Source organism: Mammaliicoccus sp. H-M34 (genome assembly GCF_022386495.1).
Classification (GTDB): domain Bacteria; phylum Bacillota; class Bacilli; order Staphylococcales; family Staphylococcaceae; genus Mammaliicoccus; species Mammaliicoccus fleurettii.
In genome coordinates this window covers 291036-313606 of record NZ_JAJNIK010000003.1, presented here as the reverse complement: position 1 = coordinate 313606, position 22571 = coordinate 291036, and the positions used below count along the sequence as shown (strand labels likewise).

The window sequence follows — 22571 nt, the reverse complement described above, 5'->3', positions numbered from 1 at the left end:
TAACTGATTTTTTAAAGTTTACAGTGATATGCTTATTTTTTTATCTTTCGATTTTGTACGTGCATGCTTGCCTAGGGGTATGGCTCGAGCCTGTAGTCTCTCACGCATACTATTCCCTCAGGCGTCAGCACTTTACAAAATCGTTAACAATATCTATTTATATAAAATCTTACGATTTTGTACGTGCATGCTTGCCTAGGGGTATGGCTCGAGCCTATAGTCTCTCACACATACTATTCCCTCGGGTGTCATTACTTACTAAATCGCTCTCAATATCTATTTTTATAAAATCATTCGATTTTGTTTGTACATGCTTTCCTAAGGTATGGTTCGAGCCTGTAGTCTCTCACGCATACTATTCCCTCGGGTGTCATTACTTACTAAATCGCTCTCAATATCTATTTTTATAAAATCTTACGATTTTGTTCGTGCATGCTTGCCTAGGGTATGGTTCGAGCCTGTAGTCTCTCACGCATACTATTCACTCAGGCGTCAGCACTTTACAAAATCGTACCAATATCTATTTTCACGCAAAAAAATAAAGCACTTTCGTATAATTTAATTAATAAAATCAAATTAACGAGGTGCTTTATGTTGAAAATTATAATATATTTCTAGTTAGACTTCTGTCTAGCTTTATTATTTATGATATTTTTTAAATACTAATACTGCGTTATGTCCACCGAAGCCAAGACTATTACTCATAGCGTACTCGATATCTAATTTAGCAGCTTCATTAGGTGTATAATCTAAATCTATTTCTGGATCAGGTGAATCAGCATTGATTGTTGGTGCTACAATACTATTTTCAATTGATAATGCTGTCAAAATAGATTCAACTGCTCCTGTTGCGCCAAGTAAATGACCCATCATCGATTTAGTCGAACTTACTTTTAAGTTCTTAGCAGCTTCACCAAAAGTAGATTTAATTGCTAATACTTCATATAAATCGCCGATTGGTGTACTTGTACCATGAGCATTTAAATATTGAATATCTTCTGGTTTAATTCCAGCATCTTTAATTGCTTCTTGCATAGCACGTGCTCCGCCTTCTCCATTTGGTGAAGGAGCTGTAATATGGTATGCATCACCCGTTGATCCATAACCTACTACTTCAGCATATATGTGAGCGCCACGAGCTTCAGCTGACTCAAGTGATTCAAGAACGACTACTCCAGCACCTTCTCCCATGATAAAACCATCTCTACCTTCTTGGAAAGGACGACATGCAGTATTTTTATCAGGATTTGTAGATAATGCTTTATTAGCACTAAATCCAGCCATTGCCATTTCTGTAATAGGTGCTTCTGACCCACCAGCTAACATCAAATCAGCAGCGCCACGTTGAATGATTTTAAAGGCTTCACCTATTGAGTTTGTACCTGTTGCACAAGCTGTAACTGTACAACCGTTTGGACCTTTTGCACCTAAATCGATTGATACTTGTCCAGTAGCCATATCTGGAATCATCATTGGTACAAAAAATGGACTTACTCTTTTAGGACCACGTTTCAATAACATATTATGTGAGTATTCGAATGTTTCCATTCCGCCAATACCTGATCCAATCCAAACACCAATACGATGACTGTTTTCATCTGTTATTTCGAATTTGGAATCTTTTAAAGCTTCACGAGCGGCTACAATAGCATATTGAGTAAATCTATCCATTTTACGAGCATCTTTTTTAGGTATATGTTCGTCAATGCTAAAATCTTTTAATTCACCTGCTAATTTAGCTGGAAATTCAGAAACATCAATTCTTGTTACTTCGTCTATGCCGTTTTCACCGTTAATTGCATTTTTCCAAGTTGTAGGTACATCATTACCTAAAGGGTTTAATGTCCCTAAACCAGTCATTACAACACGCTTATTTTCTGTCATTGTTCAATTTCCTCCTATTTACCCCAGCGTAACGTTATGGCACCCCAAGTCAGGCCACCACCAAATCCTACCAGGACTATTGTATCATTGTCTTTTATTTTACCTTGTTCTAATTCATATGCAATACTTAAGGGTATTGATGCAGCAGAAGTATTCCCAAATCTATCTACCGTTACGCTCATTTTTTCTTTTTCAATACCTAATCTTTCCCGTGCAGATTCCATAATTCTAATATTGGCTTGATGTGGTACAAACATATCAATATCACTTGATTGTAAACCTGCTTTTTCCACTACTTTAGTAGAAGCTTCACCCATAATTCTTACTGCAAACTTGAACACTTCACGTCCATTCATTTGAATAGTATGTTCATCCATATCTTGATATAGGTATGGTCCACCGTTTCCATCTGAACCAAGTTCAACACCTAAGATACCTCTACCTTCAGATACTTCACCAATTATCGCAGCACCGGCTCCATCACCGAATAAAATTGCAGTACTTCTATCATTCATATCCGTAATTTTTGTTAACTTATCAGCACCAACTACTAATACATTTTTATATAAACCTGAATTTACAAATTGTTGTGCAGTAACTATACCGTAAATAAACCCAGTACATGCTGCAAGTTGGTCCATTGATGGTACTTTGTTTAAGCCTAGTCTTTTTTGTAAAGTTGTTGCAACTGTTGGAAATGGTTTATCACCTGTTGATGTTGCTACAATGACCATTTCAATTTCTTCTTTATCAATACCTGAATCTTCTATCGCTCTTACTGCCGCTTCATATGCTAAATCGCTTGTATCTTCATCTTCTGCAGCAAAACGTCTTTCTTTTATACCAGTCATTTTAGTTATCCATTCATCTGATGTATCTAAATAACTTTCAAAATGATCATTTTTTACCACTTGCTTCGGTGCATATGCACCAAAACCTTTTATACCAATATCCATTATATTGACACCTTCTTATAATCTGTTGTTATTATCAGGTACTAATTTAACATACTTTTGCCTTAATGCACAAGCGCTGAGTTCTTTTATGAAATATTTTAAATCGTTTTCATCATAATAGGTATACAATTTATAAAAAGTTAATTATAATGAAAGATATGATATAAAAAGTTACGGAGGATGAGTCATGCATTACATTTTAACATTAATTTGGGCATTCGTATTATCACAAATGATTAACTTTGTTTTACATAGTTTAGGTGGCTCAACAGAATCGCTGAATTTTGTTAGTCCTACAGTTTATGCTGTTGTCTTTACAGTAGTTATTATTCTATTAGATATTTTAGTTGGTAAATCTTCTTCGGACAAACAAAACGCACAACATTCATAAAAAATTCCCGTCAATTTTAGTTGACGGGAATTTTTTTATTCATTTATTTCAAATTTCACTTCGTCTTCAACGAGATGTACATCTATAATAGTACCTTCTTTCATTTCTTGACCTATCATCATTCTCGCTAATGGTGTTTCAATTTGTCTTTGAACAAATCGTTTTAAAGGTCTTGCACCAAATTGTGGCTCATATGCTTTTTGTGCGATCCATTCTTTAACTTCTTGATCTACATTAATTTTAATGTGTTGATCTTCTAATCTAATATTTAAATTAGTAATAATGTGGTCGACAATGTAGCTCATATCTTTAATTGATAATGGTTTAAATAGTACGATGTCATCCATTCTATTTAATATTTCCGGTTTGAAGTATGCATGTAAACTTTCATTTACTTGTTTTTTAGCTGCTTCATCGATTTCACCTTCATCTGTTACACCATCTAATAAATATTGGGAACCTATATTACTTGTCATAATAATGATTGTATTTTTAAAGTCAACACTTCGACCTTTTGCATCTGTTAATCTACCTTCATCCAATAATTGTAGCAATACGTTAAATACATCATTATGAGCTTTTTCAATCTCGTCTAGAAGAATTACTGAATAAGGTTGTCTTCTTACCGCTTCTGTTAATTGACCGCCTTCTTCATAACCTACATAGCCAGGAGGAGCACCAATTAATCTTGCAACTGAGTGTTTTTCCATATACTCACTCATATCTATTCTTATCATATGTTTCTCAGAGTCAAATAAAGTTGCGGCTAATGTCTTAGCTAGTTCAGTTTTACCAACCCCTGTTGGTCCTAAGAATAAGAAACTACCAATTGGTCTATTCGGATCTTTAATACCTGCTCTTGCTCTAACTACTGCATCAGAGACCAAATCTACTGCTTCGTCTTGACCTACAACTCTCTCATGTAATATATCTGATAGTTTAAGTAATTTCTCTCTTTCAGTCTCAACTAATCTTGAAACAGGGATACCTGTCCATTGACTTACAATATAACCAATTTCTTCATCTGTTACTACTTCTCTAATTAATCTATCATGATCTGAACCTGTTTCTTCTGCAAATTCATTTTCCAGTTCTTTTAATTCTGCTTCTATTTGAGGTATTCTACCATGTTTAAGTTCGGCAGCTTTACCTAAATCATATTGATTTTCTGCATTTTCTAACGCTTGTTTACTTTCATCTAACTCTGCTCTTTTATCTTGAAGAGATTTGATTTGTTCTTTTTCTTGTTCAACTTTACTTTGTAATTGTTGTTGTTTTTCTTTTTCATCTGCCAATTCTTTTTGAAGTTCTGATAATCTAATTTGACTACTTTGATCAGATTCAGATTTAAGTGCATTTTCTTCAATTTCAAGTTGCATCACACGTCTGTTTACAGCATCTAATTCTGTAGGATTAGAGCCCATTTCTGTTCTAATAGTTGCACAAGCTTGGTCTACTAAGTCTATCGCTTTATCTGGCAAGAATCGATCAGTTATATATCGATCTGATAATTCTGTTGCTGCAACTAATGCTCTATCTTGTATACGTACACCGTGGTGAACTTCATATCTTTCTTTTAAACCTCTTAAAATTGAAATCGTATCTTCTAAGTCTGGTTCTTTAACATTCACTTTTTGGAAACGTCTTTCTAATGCAGAATCCTTTTCAATGTATTGTCGATATTCATTTAACGTTGTTGCACCGATACAATGCAATTCACCTCTAGCTAACATCGGTTTAAGCATGTTACCTGCATCCATTGCACCATCTGTTTTACCTGCACCAACTAGCATATGAATTTCATCAATGAAAAGTAAAATTCTACCTTCAGACTCTTTTACTTCTTTTAAGACTGCTTTTAATCTTTCTTCAAATTCACCTCTGAATTTAGCACCAGCTACTAATGCTGATAAATCTAATTCAAATATTGTCTTATCTAAAAGTGAATCTGGAACATCTCGTCTAACTATTCGTTGTGCTAATCCCTCAACGATTGCTGTTTTACCTACACCAGGTTCACCAATTAATACTGGGTTATTTTTAGTTTTTCTGCTCAATATACGAATAGTATTTCGAATTTCTTCATCTCTACCAATAACTGGGTCCATATTCCCTTTTCTAACTTCTTCAACTAAATCTCTTCCATATTTAGATAATGCTTCATATTGTACTTCAGGATTTTGTGATGTCACTCTATTACCCCCTCTTATTTTATTAATAATTTCATTTATAACTTCTTTTTTATTACCAACTATATCTTTAGTTGTTTGATCGACTTCTATAGATGCTTTTAAAATATGCTCCATAGACATAAAGTCGTCTTGCATTTCTTCTTTAATTTGATTAGCTTTGTTAAATAATTCATTAAGTTTAGGAGAAATATATTGTCCGTATTGGATGTTATCGCCTTTAACTACTGAATATTGATTTAACTTTTGTTTATATTTACTTTCTAATTCGTCTGTATCAATTTGAGCTCTGTCTAATGTTCTTTTGAAAATACTTTCATCTTCATTTAATGCTGATAATAATACAGCTTCTATTTCAATATTTTGTAGTTCATATGATTGTGATAATTGTTGCGCTTTCTCGATAACACTTTGAACTGAATAAGTCATTTGATTAATATCCAAATGTATCACCTCTTTAAATTTTTCATCAGTCTAATAGTTTGACTATCTTTGACCTTAACTTGATTATATACCGTTTGACCTTCTTTGACAAATATAAAGCATCAAAATTACAAACCTTTTCACTTACATTTTATGGTAAAATATAAATGAAAATAAACGGGGAAGTGATCTTTTGCAAACTACATATACAGAAGCAGCTTCAGTTATTGAATACATTAAAACACATGGACAAAAGTTACATTTTCATACTCACCATTATATATACCATACTGAGGACTTATGTAACCATATTTACGTTATTTCTGAAGGAAAAGTTATTACACATCGTGTGATGGAAGATGGTAAAGAATTTAATACTAAACTACTTGGACGTCATAGCATCTTTGGATCCACTACTTTATTTTGCGGCAGAAAAAAACATACCCTATCAGCTAGAGTAAAAGAAGAAGCCATCGTATATAGCATACCCAAAATTCAATTTGAAGAAGCGATTTTAAATGATGAAGTACTTAAATACGAATGGTTATTGTGGGTACAAAACGAAAATGAAAAGAATGAATATTTAATAAGAGATGTTTATACATTAGGAAAAACTGGCGCATTCTATTCTATACTTATAAAATTATCAAACACATACGGTATTCAAGTTGGTGATAGTATATTGATTAATGTCGATTTAACAAATCACGAATTAGCTAATTTTTGCAACGTCACAAGAGAAAGTGTAAATCGAATGTTGAGCTATTTAAAAAAAGAAAATATCGTATCCGTCAATCATAAAAGAATTACAATACATGACCTTGAATACTTAAAAAAATCCATAAACTGTGAAAATTGTCCTTTATCAATTTGTAGGATTGAATAGAGCTATCACATATATTGAGCTGGATTTGATAAGGGTTTGAACTGAATCGCACGATATCTCCGAAGTCTTCGTGCGTTTTTGTCCGATTTGCGCCGAATCGCACGATATCTCGAAAGTCTTCGTGCGTTTTTACCCATTTTAACCCGAATCGCACGATATCTACGAAGTCTTCGTGCGTTTTTGTCCGATTTCACTCGAATCGCACGATATCTTTGAAGTCTTCGTGCGTTTTAGCCCGATTTTAGCCGAATCGCACGATATCTCTGGAGTCTTCGTGCGTTTTTGCCCTTTTTAACCTGAATCGCACGATAACTCTGAAGTCTTCGTGCGTTTTTACCCTTTTTAACCCGAATCGCACGATATCTCTGAAGTCTTCGTGCGTTTTTGCCCTTTTTAACCCGAATCGCACGATATCTCTGAAGTCTTCGTGCGTTTTTGCCCGATTTGCGCCGAATCGCACGATATCTCTGAAGTCTTCGTGCGTTTTTATTGAATTAAACCAAAAAAAGCCTAGGATAGAAATCCTAGGCTTTTTCTTTATTCTATTAGCTTACACCTAATGCAATTTTAGCGTATCGTGACATTTTGTCTTTGCCCCATGGTGGATTCCAGACAATATTTACTTCTGTTTCTTTAATTTCAGGCAATTCAGCTAATGCTGTTTTAACCTGATCTATAATTTGTGGCCCCATCGGACAACCCATTGAAGTTAATGTCATTTCTACTGTACATAATCCTTCGTCGTCTAAGTCTACATTATATACAAGACCTAAGTTAACTATGTCAATTCCTAGTTCTGGGTCAATTACATTTTCAAGTGCACCAATGATACTATCTTTCATTGCTTCTTCCATATTTTCACCTCATTCTAAAAGTTACTACATATAATATATCAAATTTAAAGCATTGGTTAAAGAAAATGATATGATATTATAGTATGTATCAAAAAGAAAATGACTAAGGAGTTATCGATATGGAAAAACATTTAATCTGTTTAGATTTAGATGGCACATTATTAAACGATGAAAAGCACATCTCACCTTATACAAAAAGAGTACTACAATATTTAAAAAAATCTGGTCATGAAATCATTATTTCAACTGGTAGACCATATCGAGCAAGTGTAGATTATTATAGAGCAATGGATATGAATACACCTATTATTAATTTTAATGGCGCATATATTCATCATCCGACTGACAATAGATTTGAACCAAAACATGAACAATTTGACGCACGTATAGCTTCTAAAATTTTTCAAGATGTTAGCCAACTTAATGTTAAAAATATTATAGCAGAAGTAAGAGATCAAGTTTATATTAATAACTATGACCAAACATTATTTGAAGGTTTCAGCATGGGTAATCCTGAAATTAAATATGGTAAATTAAATGAATTACTTACGGAATCACCTACAAGTTTATTGATTCAAGCAGAAGATGATGAAATTCCTAACATAAAAAAACATTTAAACAAACATTATGCTGAATTTATTGAACATCGTCGTTGGGGAGCACCGTTTCCAGTTATTGAAATTGTTAAAAAGGGTATTAATAAAGGTAAAGCTGTGAAATATGTTGCTGAATATTTGAATGTAGATTTTGATAATATTATTGCATTTGGCGATGAAGATAATGACAATGAAATGATTCAATTTGCTAATTATGGAATTGCTATGGGTAATGCTATACCTGAACTTAAAGAAATAGCAAATGAAGTTACAGACACTAATAATAATGATGGTATCGGAAAATACTTAAACAAACATTTTGGACTAAATATGTAAGGGGTTATTCAAATGAAAATGATAGTAGACAGTGGATCAGATTTAACATTATCTCAAATTGAAAAATACGGATTCTACTTTTTACCTTATGGAATAGTCATCGACAATGAAAGTAAAGTTGATCAATATGAAATATCAAACGATGAAGTATTAGCTGCTATTAAAAATAATAAACACCCTAAGACTAACCAAGCAACTATGGAACAAATGACTAAAGTATTCACTGAAATTGCTGAAAATAATGAACAAGCTATTTATTTAGCTTTTAGTAGTGCATTAAGTGGAACATATCAAACTGCTTGTTTAGTTAAAGAACAAGTTAAAGAGGATTATCCTAATCTTGATTTAACAATCTATGATACTTTAAGCGCTTCTATGGGATGTGGCAAGCTTATACTCGATGTACAAGATAAAATCGAACAGAATTATAGTTTCGAAGAATTAGATGAATATATTAAAAATAAACTAGATAAAATAAGACATTTATTCACAGTAAAAGACTTAAATTATTTAGCAAGTGGCGGTAGATTATCTAAAGGTCAGGCATTTTTAGGTAATTTATTAAATATCAAACCGTTGTTACATGTAGAAGAAGGAAAACTCGTTCCAATCGAGAAATATCGTGGTTCAAAAAAACTATGGCACGCTATTATAGATAAAATGAAAAATGAAAATAGCGACTTTTCAAATGAAACGATCTATATAACTCATGCTGATGATATCGAAGACGCTGAAAAACTAAAAGAATTAATGCAACAATCTTTATCACCAAAAGATGTTATTATTTCAGACATTGGTCCAGTTATTAGTTCTCATACAGGTAGTGGCACGGTAGCAATTTTTTATTATAAGGAGTGATAATATTGAATAAAATTATCGTTATTGGTGCAGTAGCTGGTGGTGCTACAGCTGCATCACAAATTAGACGACTTGATTCAGAAAGTGAAATTGTAGTATACGAGAAAGATAGAGATATGAGCTTCGCCAATTGCGGCCTACCCTATTATTTAGGAGATGTTGTAGAAGACAGAAATTTAATGCTATCTGCTACACCTCAAAAATTTCATGATAAAAAGAATATAACTGTAAAACCTTTTCATGAAGCTATTGCATTAAATGATAAAAATAAAACAATAACAGTAAAAAATCATCAAACTGGAGAAACTTTTGATGATCATTATGACACACTTATTTTAAGTCCTGGGTGTCGCGCAAGACACTTACCACTCCAATCTGATAGATTATTTACTTTAAGAAACTTAGTTGATACTGACAAAATCGAAAGTTTTATCGTAAATGAAAATGTAAAATCTGCATTAATAGTTGGTGCCGGATATGTCAGTTTAGAAATTTTAGAAAATTTTTATGCTAGAGGTATAGAACCAACATTAATTCACAGAAGTGACCATATAAATAAAAGTATGGATAAAGATTTAAATAATGTCATTTTTGATGAGTTAGATAAAAGAAATATCAAATATAGATTAAACGAAGAAATTGCAGATATTTCAGACCGTAAAGTTACTTTTAAATCTGGTATCGTTGAAGAATATGACATTATCATCACAGGTGTTGGAATTGAGCCTAATAGTGACTGGTTAAAATCATCATCACTACAATTAAATGAAAAAGGCTATATACCTGTAAATGAATATTTCGAAACAAATTTAGACAGTGTTTACGCTTTAGGTGATGTAATTGAAACATTTTATAGACATACAAAAAAACCTACAAGTATTACATTAGCTTGGGGAGCGCATAGAGCAGCAGCAATAATAGCTGAAAACCTTGCAGCGAAATCACCTAATGAAAAATCGGCTTTTCGTGGTCTACTTGGAACTAATATTGTACGAATATTTGATTACGCGTTAGGAAGCGTAGGCATATCAGAACAAGAATTGAAGGACTACAATTACGGTGTCGTTGAACAAATTCAAAAACAACATGCTGGGTATTATCCTAACGCAGAACCAATCACCTTACGTGTTTATTTCGATAAATCATCGCGTAAAATATTACGTGCATGTGCAGTAGGAAAAGACGGCGCAGATAAACGAATCGATATTTTATCAACTGCTATTATCGGTGATTTGACTATAGATGAAATGAGAGACATAGAAATTGCTTATGCCCCTCCTTTCTCAAGTCCAAAAGATATCGTCAATATGGTTGGTTACAAAGCACAATCAAAATAAAAATAGATTAGAGAAATCCAGGTTATAAATATCTAAGAAAATTAAAAAGAGCAGAAATTTATTGTAAAAATTAAATTCTGCTCTTTTTTCTTATACAAATATTTCACACTTCTATAGACTTGTGTGAATATAGATACCCTTACTTACACTTCTACCAACTTGTGTGAATATAGATACCCTTACTTACACTTCTACCTACTTGTGTGAATATAGATACCCTTACTTACACTTCTACCAACTTGTGTGAATATAGATACCCTTGCTTACACTTCTACCAACTTGTGTGAATATAGATACTCTTGCTTACACTTCTACCAACTTGTGTGAATATAGATACTCTTACTTACACTTCTACCAACTTGTGTGAGCATAGATACCCTATAACTAAAAGGCTGAGACAATTTAATTGTCTCAGCCTTTGCTATGTTTAAGATTTACTTCTTTGTCTTTTACTTCTTCTTGAAACAAGGAATATGAATAATCCGAATAATAATACAACTAAAATAGCTGCAATAAAGTAACTATTATTTAATCCTCGTTCGTTAATCACTGCATATAATTCACTTTCTTCTCTATCAGTGATTAAATCATATTGATTATTCTTTTTCTTTATATTATCTCCCAATATTAACCCTGAAAGCATTTTGTTTTTTTCAATTACTTTGTCTGTTAAAGTTACTTTTTTTGAATTACTTGAGTCATTAATATTCAATATATAATCAATCGTGTTCGTATCATAATAAAATACATTAGTTCCTTTATTATGAGGTAGAACTTTCACTTCTCCTTCAAATAATTCTTGATATTGTTTGAAGGTATCTGAAATTTTTTCTAAATAATCAATTACTTCTTTATCGGTTCTGAAATTCTGTAGTTGATTTATCGTTTCGATATTAGAACCATTAACTGCTATTTCAGTACCATAATTCATCATTATAGGACCTTTATATCCCCACATATAAGTCATTAATTGTTTGATACGTGTTCCTGGAAACATATTTTCATCAGCTGCATGCTTAGTAAATCTTTCTGTAAACCATGTATCAGCTAAAAGTACCTCTCCATCTTGTTTATATGATGGAATGTTTGTATTTACCGTTTTAAACGCATCTTGAAGTGCAGTACGTTTCTTGTTAGTAGATAAATGTTTAAAGTTCTTGGCATCAATGCCGTCTTTGTTAATGATGCCATAAGTATCTATACCTTCAGGTAAAAATGCTTGAGCATCTATGCCATCCTGTACAATATTCATTGATATTCCATCAACTTCATATTGATCTATAAATTTTTTAACTTTAGATTTATAAATACCTTGGTTTTCATTATTTTTTAAATCTATAAATTTGTCATTTTTAAAATATGACTTTTGCACGCTATTTAAATCACCGTTAACTGATTGCTTAAATGTATCAGTATAAGTAGTAGGCATATCAACTATAATTTTCATGTCCTTTTTATGCACTTCTTTAATGAGTGATTTAAAAGCCTTTTCCCCACCTAATACTTTATCAATTTCATCGTAATTATTGACTTTATAGCCTAAAAAGTCATTTTGTTCGTGTGAAAAGACTGGAGAAATATGTACTGTGTTGAAGCCCATGTCATGAATATAATCTAATTTAGATTTAATCCCTTGGAAATCTCCCCCAAGTGGTAAATCTTTAGATTTGTCGTTGTTTATAATCATTTTATTATTATCATTATTACCATTCATAAAACGATCGACAACTAGACTATATATTCTAGGATATTTCACATCTTCAAATTTCTTATCTTTCGCAAAAGCATAGCCATTAAAAAGTGGTGCCATCAATATTACTGCTATTACTAACTTTGTCCATTTATTCATATATTCAACCCTCTTTATTACCCAATTATCTCTATTATACTAAAACGTTTACTTTACTGATAGAACTACATGAAATTGTCATAAATTATTTCACATAAAAAAACATTCATAACTTTATTGAATAAAGTTATGAATGGATTTGTTAACGTTAGTAATTAACCAAAATGTAATACGCCCATTGGTAAATAACTACCTAATAAAATTGTTAATACCATAACAACTATTGTTGCAATGAAAAATCCTTGGCTATTTTTATTCTTTTTCTTCTTAGCAATTGTCATTTCAATTAATCCAATAACTGCAAGTCCAAGAATAAATTTGATGCCATATAACATACCATTAATACCCATGGCTTGTATAAAAATAACAAAACCAGAAATTAATGTAAGCACCATGAATAACCTTAATACCATATGAACTGATTTATTTGTAACTTTCATATAAACTACGAAAAATAGAATAATTGTTACTAACCAGCTAAAAATATGGAAATGTATCATATTCAGTTCCCCCTAAATAATAATATTTGTTTTCCAATAGCATTATAACATATGCATTATTAGAATAAGCCTTTTTTTACGTACCAAATAATCATGTTTGCTTATATTTCACAATTTATTCAAAAGTTTATTACTATAACGACAAAAAGAAGATGAGTAAGAGCATGAAATCTAATTTATTCAAAAAGTTTCATTATCTCCAACTCATCAACTTAATATTCTACTAATACTATTATTTTTCGCTAATGAAAGTAGTTAAGGTACCTATTCCATCGATTGTTACTTTTACTTCATCTCCAGGTTGTAAAAATTGAGCTGGGTTCATACCCGCTCCAACTCCAGCTGGTGTACCTGTAGCGATAACATCTCCTGGATGTAAAGCAACATATTTAGAAATTTCAGCAATTAGTTCATCAATTTTTAATATCATTTCGTTTGTATTACCATCTTGACGAATTTCATTGTTAACTTTTGTCACAATATTAACGTCTTCTGGTAAAGGTAATTCATCTTTTGTTACGATATAAGGTCCCATTGGGCAACCACCAGTTAATGATTTTGATAAAAATGCTTGATCATGTTCTTTTTGAGCATTTCTATCTGTAATATCATTGATAATTGTATAACCATATACGTAATCTAATGCTAGACCGCGTGGTATTTTCTCTCCTGATTTACCAATTACAACACCTAGTTCACCTTCATAATCTAATTTGTCAGTTACGTCTTTGTGATTAGGAATTGTTGCATTATCTCCTGTTAATGAAGATGCTGCTTTAGTAAATACATATAGTCTATTAACTTTATTATTTAATTCTTCAGCATGTTTTTTGTAATTACGACCAAAAGCTATAACATTATTTGTAGGTGTTACAGGTGGTAAAAATTCGATATCTTCGAAGCTATATTTATAATCGTCTTTTTCAGCAGTTTCTTCTACTTTGACTACTGCTTTACGAACTGCCTCTTGAAAGTCAACGTTAATATTAAATTGTAAGCCTTCTAGTAATGTCTTAGGATTGAATGCCTCTTCTCCAAAGTCTGCGAATACTTTACGTAAGTCCCAAACTGCTTCTTCGCGTTTTACTTTCACACCATAAGAAGTAATATCTTTGTATTTAAAAGTTAAAAATTTCATCCACTCTGTCAGCTCCTTCTTGTTCTTATCCTTAATTATAACGAATTTTTTGATAAATCGCATTATTTTCAAACTATTATTTTAAATATGTCACTTTTCTCCACAATTTCTCTATTGGACCTTGTTTGAATTTCTTTAAATATAAATAACTCAATAACAATTGAACTAAATATATAACAATAGCAATTGTGTATATTGTGAGTACTGGTAATTTACCATAATAGTTCAGCCCAATTCCATAGAAGATAAAGATACAAATTACACTTTGTGTTAAATAAGTCGTTAAACTTAATTTACCAATATATTGTAGCGGGTTTAACACTTTTCTGGCTGTTGCATCTTCACATAATAGTACAAAAAAGATAATATAACTTAGCGCAACAATTGGCCCACCAAGCATTTGACTAATTAATTGAGATGTCATTGATCCTTCTAAGACGATTTGAATCATTTTAATCGCTAATCCTAAAATAAAAATAACGAGTCCAATTACTGTGTATAAATTTTTATGATTACGAATTTTATTCAACCAATTTATTTGATGTGCATATATTCCGAATAACATAATTGGTAATATACTAAAAGGACCAACTAAAATAGTATTTGCTACATTCATGCCAAAGTACTTCAAGTTAACTCCTATAATTGATAAATAGTCTGCACTTGCTAATATATTATTGACTCTTTCTAATTCTTGTAACCCTACAAAATTTTCAACTTGAGTAGCATCTTGTAATAAAACCATAGGTAAAATATACAAAAGAATTAAAATGCCAAAACCAATAGTTAACGCAACTAACGAATGTTGTGGCTTTAGTCTCACGAAAATAATCGCAATAAATCCTAACAGTGCATATGTAGCTAAAATATCACCGTAAAATATAAATATGCCATGGATCATTCCAATTAGTAATAAAAATGACAATCTTCTTATTATCATAGGATAATAATTCAGTTCTTTTTCTATACTATTTTGATACATTATGGATAAGCCATACCCAAATAAAAATGCAAATATTGGATAAAATGATGCAATAATAAAAAGTGAGCTTATTTTAAATAATGCACCATCTTGTTGTTGAAAAAATTCAAATGGATTGATGATTTGATATGGAAAAGCAAATGTTAAGATGTTCATAAGTAATATGCCTAATAAACTAAATCCTCTTAATGCATCAATACTAAATATTCTTTGTTTTGCCATTAATTATTCTCCTTGATGTGTTTCGTGCCATATTGAAAGAAATATAAATACCCTTCAACTGGTTGTTGTAAAATTGTTTCCAAAGTATTTTTATAATATTGCATTTGTACTTCGTATTTTTGCTTCATTGTTTCTGCCACTTCTTCTTCAGTCTTACCTCTTCGTACAATAAATGCATCTGTTTTATAATCGATGAAAGAAACTTTATCTCCTTCAACAAATATACAGTCAATCATCCCTTGAATGATAGGTTTATTGTCATCCTCAGAAACATTAAAAGTTAATCCTTGATCAATATCATCTTGACCAACTACGAAAGGCACTTCTCTAAATACTTTATCTGCATTTACTAATCGAGTATATAAGTCTGATTGAATAAATCCTTGAATAAGTGATAAGTCGATATCTTCTAACGTGTCATCTGGTAAAATGTCCTTCTCTATGAGTTCATTCACAAGATCTTTTAGTTGGTCAATATTTAAGCCACCGCTTTTCAAAGGGAGATGTTGCATCACTGCATGCATTAAAGTACCTATTTCAGCACTTTGTCTCTTTTGATTAGATAAGAATTTAGGTTTGTCATATGATTTTGTACCTAGTTGATATTGTCTTACGATTTGATAATCTGTTCCCGCTTCTTCAGTTTCTCGCTGTCTCTTAATTTCTGATACTGACTGTTTTGCTGCTATATTTAATAGGCTCTCGTTAGGATATGAGTACACCATTTGATTGTATATCTCATCTTTTTTATCGGATGGCTTATAATTTAATAGTGTTTCAATTGTAGGTTTGTCATTTAATACATCATCTTCTTCATTGCTTTCTTCTTCTCTAATGATATTAATATTGAATGATTCATTTTGAGTTGAATTAAATGTAATTGCATTTGATAAGCCGTGAGATTTTGACTTAGACAAAATAGTAGAAATGAGATCAAATGCCGATTTAGCTTTTACTCTATATTCAGGATCAATCATTTCATATTTATCTGCATTTACTAATCCTAAATTTTCAACTGCTTTTTCATTTTTAACTCGACCAACTAGATATAAACCTTCTTTAGCTCTTGTTAGTGCGACGTAAATTAAACGCATTTCCTCAGATATCATTTCAGTTTCATTTATATTTTTAAAGATAATAGACGCTAATGTTGGGTATGTTAATGCTTTATCAATATTAAAATAAGATAAAGCTATACCATAGCGATTGTTTAATATAACATGATTCCTCAAATCGGCACGATTAAATTCTCTTGTAATACCTGAATATATAACAAATGGAAACTCTAATCCTTTACTACTATGAATTGTCATCATACGTACGACATCATCATTCGGACCAATAACACTTTCTTGTCCAAAATCTTGGCCACGTTCTATTAACTCATCTATAAACCTTATAAATTGAAAGATTCCTCGTAAACTAGACGCTTCAAACTGAATTGCTTTATTTAATAATCCGTATAAATTTTGTCTTCTTTGTACGCCACCAGTAAGTCCACTAAAATAAGAAATTAAATAGTAATCGTTGTATAATTTATCTAGCAATTGCCAAACAGGAACAGCCTTACTATAAGATTGGTAACTTTTCAGTTGTTTTAAGAAATTATTAAGCTTTTCAACTAGTTGTGTATCTGCTTCAGAATCAGCTATATATTTATATATTGAATCGAAATAATAAATTTCTTGTGGTGCTTTATTTCTAATTTCTGCTAACTCATCTTCTTTAAATTGAAAAGCAATTGAACGCATTAATCCTACTAAATATTTGTCTTGTAAAGGATTATCGATAACTCGTAAAAATGAAAGCATTAAGCGAATTTCATTTTGTTCGAAATAACCTTTCTTCGATTCGACATAAAAAGGTATATTGGCATCTTTAAATTGTTGCTGTAAATGCATTGCGTTACTATAACTTCTTTCCAAAATGACAATATCTTTAAAAGTGGCCGGACGATAGCTTTGTGTTTTTCTATCATATACTTGTTTATTATCAAGAATATGTTGAACTTTATCTACGATACATTTCGCTTCTATAAGATTATTGTCTTCCTCTTCAAATGAATCTTGAACTAAAATATCCATTTCTAATGGTGTGTTTTGCTCATCATAATCAGCACCATAATACAATTTAGCTTCATCATTATATTCAATTTCACCAACAGTTTCATCCATCATGTGTGAGAATATATAATTCGTATTATCTAATACTTCTCTTCTAGATCTAAAGTTTTTAGATAAATCGATGACTTCTCCTGATTCATGATTTGCTTGATTAAAGCGTTTATATTTTTCTATAAATAATTCTGGTTCTGCTTGTCTAAATTTATAAATGGATTGTTTTACATCTCCAACCATAAATAAATTACCATTATATTCTTCACCACGTTTAATGCAGCTTATAATTGCTTCCTGTACTCTGTTAGTATCTTGATATTCATCTACTAATATTTCATCGAATAACTCTCTATATTGGAGTGCAATCTCTGATGGTTTACCTTCATCATCAGTTAATATTTCTAAAGCTAAATGTTCATAATCAGAAAAGTCGATAATACGTTTATTCTGTTTTAAACTTTTGAAATACTTAATGATGTCTTTTGTAATGTCAGCAATTACCCTTACTCTTGGATGCATCTCATGCATATCTTGAACTAATTCTTCTCTATCACGACTTAAATAACCTTCTGATAACGCTTTTAAATGGTCAATATAATCTTTATGATAATTCTTTCCAAGTTCTAATAACTGCTCGTCACCTTCATTTTGACTTTTAATTTTGGCAGTATTAGTTGGCAATTTTTTTAAAGCGACATCTAAATGGAGATTATCAAGTGATTTAGTTCCATTTATAACTTGTTCAATCCAAATTCTTTCACCTTCAAGATAAGTCATATGCTTGTCGACATCATTCAAATGTTGATAACAATCCAATGATTGATATAAAGCATGCATTGCACTATCTAATTTACGATTGATTAATTGATTCAACATATTGAAATATGGATGTTTTGTATCTATCTCTTTATATGGTTTATCTAAATGATCCAGCCAGGCAATTGGATTGGCATGTGCAATACTAAATCGATATAACCGTTTCAGAGTATCTCTTAATGGCTCATCAGATCGGTCGTTTGACAAATGTTCAACTATATCTAAAAACGGTTGTTCATTTTTTTCATAATACATTTCTAATACATCATCAATTGCTTGTTCTAAAAGTACGATACCTTCTACTTCATTTGCTGTTCTAAAGTTTGGATCTATATCTATTTCATCATAATGTGATTTAATTAATGATAAACAAAAACTGTGAAGTGTAGATATTTGTGCTTGATGAATTTTTATTCTTTGGTATTTTAAATGTTCATCTTCAGGATGTTTTAAACTTTCTTGTTGAATAGCAGCATTCACTCTTGCTTTCATTTCTCTAGCACTCGCATTAGTAAATGTTACAACAAGTAATTTATTCACATCTTGTTTATTACGCATGATTTTTTGAATAATACGCTCAACTAATACAGCAGTTTTACCGCTTCCTGCAGCTGCAGCAACTAGAATATCTCTTCCTTCAGTATAAATAGCTTTCCACTGATCGTCTGTCCATTGTGCATCAAATGGCTTAACAGGTAATGACATTATTCTTCTTCCTCCTCTCTTAACATATTAATCAATTCATCTTTACTTAAAGTATGGTCTATCTCTCTATATTGGTCAGTATCTGTAATAGGATCAATATGACATACTGACTTATATTCACAAAATTGACAAGGTAGTTTCTTTTGATATCTCATAGGTGTAACTTCTGTATGACCATCCATAATTTGTGTAGCCGTTTCAACAAAATTATTTCTATTTTTGTTCATTAATTTATAGAATAAATCTTCATCCAATGCTTTACTATAGCTGTATAAATCACCATTTTTCTTTCTTGCAACTGGTATCATATCCGATTTAAGTTGTTCATTTAATTTATCATCTAGTGCATCTACTACTTCTGGATTTTTGTTAACATAACCATCCATTTTAAACTTTTCAATTGTATGTTGATATATATCATCAGTTTCAGGAATTTCTCCCCAGCTTTTTGCTTTTATTTCAGGCTCATGTACATGGAAGTATAAAAGTGCCCCTGGCGACACTTCATCTTGTAGATTTAATATTGTCTTGTTTTGTAATACAACATCTAGATAAGTAAACATTTGCATTTGCATTCCGTACATAACTTTTGTTAAATCTAGATTGGTTTCAGACGATTTATAGTCAATTATTGAAACGTAGTCTTTATCTTTTCCTTTATAAACGTCTAATCTATCTATTTGCCCTCTTATATTAATCGGTATTTGACGTTTAGTCGCAAGTGGCGTTGTTTTCAATTGATGTTTAGATGTAGCACCAAAATTCAATTCAAATTGATAGGCTTTAAATTTTGAATGACCTGTTTGATATTTCATTGCTTCTAATGTTGATTTAAGTATATTTTGTATTCTTAATTTTAAATATCTGTAATGTGCTGTTCGGTGTAATACATCAAACTGAATTTTAGGCAAACTTTCATCAATGGCTTCATTAATTAATTTTGTCATCGTTTGAGCTGACAATTTACTAAAATCTCCGTTAACCTCATCAGATATATATTTTAAAGTTTGATGGAATATATTACCAATATCTACACTCTGAATTTGATATTTAGATCGTTCGTTCAACCTTAATCCATGTGATACATAATGTTTAAATGGGCATTGATTGTATGTTTCAAATCTTGAAACACTTGCGTTTATTTTTTTACCATATAATTGTTCTGATACTTCTGTATTAAGCTGAACTGTGTCGTTTTTATAAGTTAAAGCTGTTGTTAAAAATTGAATTGTATTGTCTAAATAATGTATATCTTGAGCTGCATAGTAAGCATCTAACCAAATATCATTAACGATTTCATCATTTAACCAATCGTTTAAGTGTTCAAATATATGCATTTGACTTTGATGTTCATGTTCTAAAAGTTGGATAGGATTATTCTCAATACTTGATTTAAGTGACTTAACTTCTAAATTTGTAAATAATGATTGAATTGTATTGATAAATGGACTTTTTTCTCTTACTTCTCCACTGTCAGACATAAGGCTATACGTAAATATGACTTCTCTTTTAGCACGTGTCATCGCAATATAACATACAAACGCTTCATCCATTTGTAAAATATCACTTGTCGGACTGAGTTCCAATCCACTTGTTTCTGCCAATTCCTTTTTCTCATCATCTGTAAGTAAAAGCATTTGATTGGATACACTTGGTAAGACACCATCGTTCATACCTAATAAAAATACTGTTTCTTTATTATCTACTTTAGCTAAATCCATATTACCAACTGTTACTTCGTCTAATGTTTGAGGTATCATTGAAAATTCTAATTCATCTAAACCGCGATCAAGAATTTCAATATACTCATTAAGTGATAAAGTAACATCTCCTAATACTTCTACAATGTCATCAAATATTCGAATTGTACCTTCCCACACTTGGTCTATTTGTTCAGCTTCTTCAAATTGACTCTTTATTTCTAACTCATCTCTCATCGTCATTAGATGAGTCGGTAATTCAAATTTCTCTATCACTTCATATAATCTAACCGTAAAGTCTTCTACTGTTTTACTTTCAGATAAAGCATTGTTCAACTTTTCAATTCGACTAACTATATAATCTTTTAAGTTGATTACACTTTTAATTGTATTAATATCTTCTTCAACAAAAGTATCTTCTTCTTTTCTCAACGATTTTTTCCCTAATTTTTCAAATGATTCAATAGTGAAAAATTCTGGATTAGTCCATCTTTTACCTGATATACCTCTTTCAAAAGCATAATTCTCAAGAATATCAATTAAATAAGAATCGTTTGGTATATGACTCGTCAATATACCTGTTTTCAGCATTCTCATGACAGGTTCAAATCTCCAACCTGATTGAATCACTTCTAACATTGACCTTAAACATTCTATAAAAGGATGGTATGCCATTTTCTTTTTAGCATCATGATTAAAAGCAATATCAAAATGAGGTAAAACTGTTTCAATTAGCTGTTCATAGTTCGGATCACGATAAAGTATGGCAATATCTTTATATGATAAATTGTCTTCACGAGATCGTCTCAAGATTTCTCTAGCTACATATTGAACTTCTTCTCTCATATTTGATGCTTCAATAACCTTTAAATTTTTACTATCAATTTTGTTTGGTAATAACGCATCAAACTGGCTTTCTAAATGTTTTAAGTCTTGATTATTGTTAAATCTTGTAGAATTACTAAAATGCTTTTTATTTATTGTAGTATGTAATGAATGTGCAACTTCTTCTATATGACTTAATGTTTCAGATGTCTTTCTAAATAAACTAAACGGATCTTTATCCCCGTCAGTCGTTAATCCTATCGTTACAGACCTGCTGTATTTTACAAGTGTTTCAATAACACGATATTCTAAAGTTGAAAAGTTATGGAATCCATCAATATAAATATCAGCTTGTTTGATATAATCAGAATTTGGAATTTTCTCTATTAATTTGTACAATACATCTTCAGCTTGCACATAGCGACCATCGAGTTGCCCTTCTAATGCTTTATAAATCGTTTCAATATCACTTAATTTATCTTTCATTCTTTTTGGTATATTATCATTATTTTCAATATATACTGAGATATCTTCTGGTTGCACATTATATTTTTTGAAATCTTTAATTTCATTCATCATTTTATGACTAAATCCATAATGTTGAATTGTAGATTGATATAAATTTAATTGTTGTTTGTGTGTATGTAATAAATGATAAGTAAGCATTTCTAATGCCTCATCAGATATTTGCTGTTCTATTAAACCGCCCTCATCACTCAAGACTCTCCAGCTTAGTCTTTCGAAGCCAAATACTGAGGTTCTTATACTTCCTTTTAATTTTGGATTTCGAACAAATGCTTGTTCATATTGGAACGTATTTTGAGTAGGTGTTAAAAAGATAATTGGGTCACCTAATGGGTTCTCTATCATAGCTTCTGTCATTTGTTCAATCATTTGTTTAGTTTTTCCGGTGCCACTTCGACCAGTCCATACATTTAGTTGCATTAATTCGACCTCCTTGGCAATTTCTCATGTATATATTTTAACATAAAAAGAACACCTCACTT

Annotated in this window: 15 protein-coding genes; 5 read left to right on the top strand and 10 right to left on the bottom strand. The window is 31.2% G+C overall.

The genetic code is table 11. The features are described from left to right. Positions 1–639: 639 nt before the first annotated feature. Positions 640–1884, bottom strand: a complete 1245-nt coding sequence (gene fabF, locus LQ608_RS05815) for a beta-ketoacyl-ACP synthase II (RefSeq protein ID WP_239750688.1) — start codon at positions 1882–1884, stop codon at positions 640–642. 14 nt (positions 1885–1898) lie between these two features. Further along, on the bottom strand, positions 1899–2840 hold the full coding sequence (locus tag LQ608_RS05810; RefSeq protein WP_078356677.1) for a beta-ketoacyl-ACP synthase III: 942 nt from the start codon (positions 2838–2840) through the stop codon (positions 1899–1901). 187 nt (positions 2841–3027) lie between these two features. Between LQ608_RS05810 and LQ608_RS05805 the strand changes: the two genes are divergently transcribed. Beyond that, complete coding sequence (locus LQ608_RS05805) at positions 3028–3231, top strand: YjzD family protein (RefSeq protein ID WP_239750687.1); 204 nt, start codon at positions 3028–3030, stop codon at positions 3229–3231. A gap of 35 nt (positions 3232–3266) precedes the next feature. Here LQ608_RS05805 and clpB read toward each other — a convergent pair whose 3' ends face one another. Continuing rightward, a complete protein-coding gene (gene clpB, locus LQ608_RS05800; RefSeq protein ID WP_078356675.1) occupies positions 3267–5864 on the bottom strand; it encodes an ATP-dependent chaperone ClpB in 2598 nt (865 codons plus the stop codon). A gap of 172 nt (positions 5865–6036) precedes the next feature. Here clpB and LQ608_RS05795 point away from each other — a divergent pair, with 172 nt between their 5' ends. Continuing rightward, on the top strand, positions 6037–6729 hold the full coding sequence (locus LQ608_RS05795; RefSeq protein ID WP_078356674.1) for a Crp/Fnr family transcriptional regulator: 693 nt from the start codon (positions 6037–6039) through the stop codon (positions 6727–6729). Between the two features lie 545 nt (positions 6730–7274). Here LQ608_RS05795 and LQ608_RS05790 read toward each other — a convergent pair. Next, the gene (locus tag LQ608_RS05790; RefSeq protein ID WP_037588867.1) at positions 7275–7583 is read right to left on the bottom strand and encodes a metal-sulfur cluster assembly factor; all 309 of its coding nucleotides are present in this window, start codon (positions 7581–7583) and stop codon (positions 7275–7277) included. Positions 7584–7702: 119 nt separating this feature from the next. Between LQ608_RS05790 and LQ608_RS05785 the strand changes: the two genes are divergently transcribed. The 3 genes from LQ608_RS05785 to LQ608_RS05775 are packed head-to-tail and all read left to right on the top strand — an operon-like array spanning position 7703 to position 10710. After that, complete coding sequence (locus tag LQ608_RS05785) at positions 7703–8515, top strand: Cof-type HAD-IIB family hydrolase (RefSeq protein ID WP_239750685.1); 813 nt, start codon at positions 7703–7705, stop codon at positions 8513–8515. Positions 8516–8527: 12 nt separating this feature from the next. After that, positions 8528–9373: a DegV family protein gene (locus LQ608_RS05780; protein WP_239750684.1), complete on the top strand. Its 846-nt coding sequence runs from the start codon at positions 8528–8530 to the stop codon at positions 9371–9373. Positions 9374–9378: 5 nt separating this feature from the next. Beyond that, complete coding sequence (locus LQ608_RS05775; RefSeq protein WP_239750682.1) at positions 9379–10710, top strand: CoA-disulfide reductase; 1332 nt, start codon at positions 9379–9381, stop codon at positions 10708–10710. Between the two features lie 427 nt (positions 10711–11137). Here the strand turns inward: LQ608_RS05775 and LQ608_RS05770 are convergent, their stop codons facing one another. From LQ608_RS05770 to addB, 6 genes are all read right to left on the bottom strand, one after another. Then, positions 11138–12559 carry an alpha-amylase family protein gene (locus LQ608_RS05770; RefSeq protein WP_239750665.1) on the bottom strand — a complete coding sequence of 474 codons (1422 nt, stop codon included), beginning with the start codon at positions 12557–12559 and terminating at the stop codon, positions 11138–11140. A gap of 155 nt (positions 12560–12714) precedes the next feature. Beyond that, positions 12715–13059, bottom strand: coding sequence for a YisL family protein (locus LQ608_RS05765; RefSeq protein WP_078356669.1), 345 nt, complete (start codon positions 13057–13059; stop codon positions 12715–12717). Between the two features lie 232 nt (positions 13060–13291). Beyond that, positions 13292–14197, bottom strand: a complete 906-nt coding sequence (locus tag LQ608_RS05760) for a fumarylacetoacetate hydrolase family protein (protein WP_078356668.1) — start codon at positions 14195–14197, stop codon at positions 13292–13294. Between the two features lie 76 nt (positions 14198–14273). After that, entirely contained in the window at positions 14274–15401 is a 1128-nt protein-coding gene (locus LQ608_RS05755) for a DUF418 domain-containing protein (RefSeq protein ID WP_239750657.1), read from the bottom strand. Then, complete coding sequence (addA, locus tag LQ608_RS05750) at positions 15401–19042, bottom strand: helicase-exonuclease AddAB subunit AddA (protein ID WP_239750792.1); 3642 nt, start codon at positions 19040–19042, stop codon at positions 15401–15403. Before addA ends, LQ608_RS05755 begins: the two co-directional genes overlap by 1 nt. After that, entirely contained in the window at positions 19039–22509 is a 3471-nt protein-coding gene (gene addB / locus LQ608_RS05745) for a helicase-exonuclease AddAB subunit AddB (RefSeq protein WP_239750655.1), read from the bottom strand. Before addB ends, addA begins: the two co-directional genes overlap by 4 nt. Positions 22510–22571 lie beyond the last annotated feature (62 nt).

Coding starts and splice junctions, on each gene's coding strand:
- fabF (WP_239750688.1), bottom strand. CDS start 1,884: ATGACAGAAAATAAGCGTGTTGTAATGACTGGTTTAGGGACATTAAAC.
- LQ608_RS05810 (WP_078356677.1), bottom strand. CDS start 2,840: ATGGATATTGGTATAAAAGGTTTTGGTGCATATGCACCGAAGCAAGTG.
- LQ608_RS05805 (WP_239750687.1), top strand. CDS start 3,028: ATGCATTACATTTTAACATTAATTTGGGCATTCGTATTATCACAAATG.
- LQ608_RS05790 (WP_037588867.1), bottom strand. CDS start 7,583: ATGGAAGAAGCAATGAAAGATAGTATCATTGGTGCACTTGAAAATGTA.
- LQ608_RS05785 (WP_239750685.1), top strand. CDS start 7,703: ATGGAAAAACATTTAATCTGTTTAGATTTAGATGGCACATTATTAAAC.
- LQ608_RS05780 (WP_239750684.1), top strand. CDS start 8,528: ATGAAAATGATAGTAGACAGTGGATCAGATTTAACATTATCTCAAATT.
- LQ608_RS05770 (WP_239750665.1), bottom strand. CDS start 12,559: ATGAATAAATGGACAAAGTTAGTAATAGCAGTAATATTGATGGCACCA.
- LQ608_RS05765 (WP_078356669.1), bottom strand. CDS start 13,059: ATGATACATTTCCATATTTTTAGCTGGTTAGTAACAATTATTCTATTT.
- LQ608_RS05760 (WP_078356668.1), bottom strand. CDS start 14,197: ATGAAATTTTTAACTTTTAAATACAAAGATATTACTTCTTATGGTGTG.
- LQ608_RS05755 (WP_239750657.1), bottom strand. CDS start 15,401: ATGGCAAAACAAAGAATATTTAGTATTGATGCATTAAGAGGATTTAGT.
- addB (WP_239750655.1), bottom strand. CDS start 22,509: ATGCAACTAAATGTATGGACTGGTCGAAGTGGCACCGGAAAAACTAAA.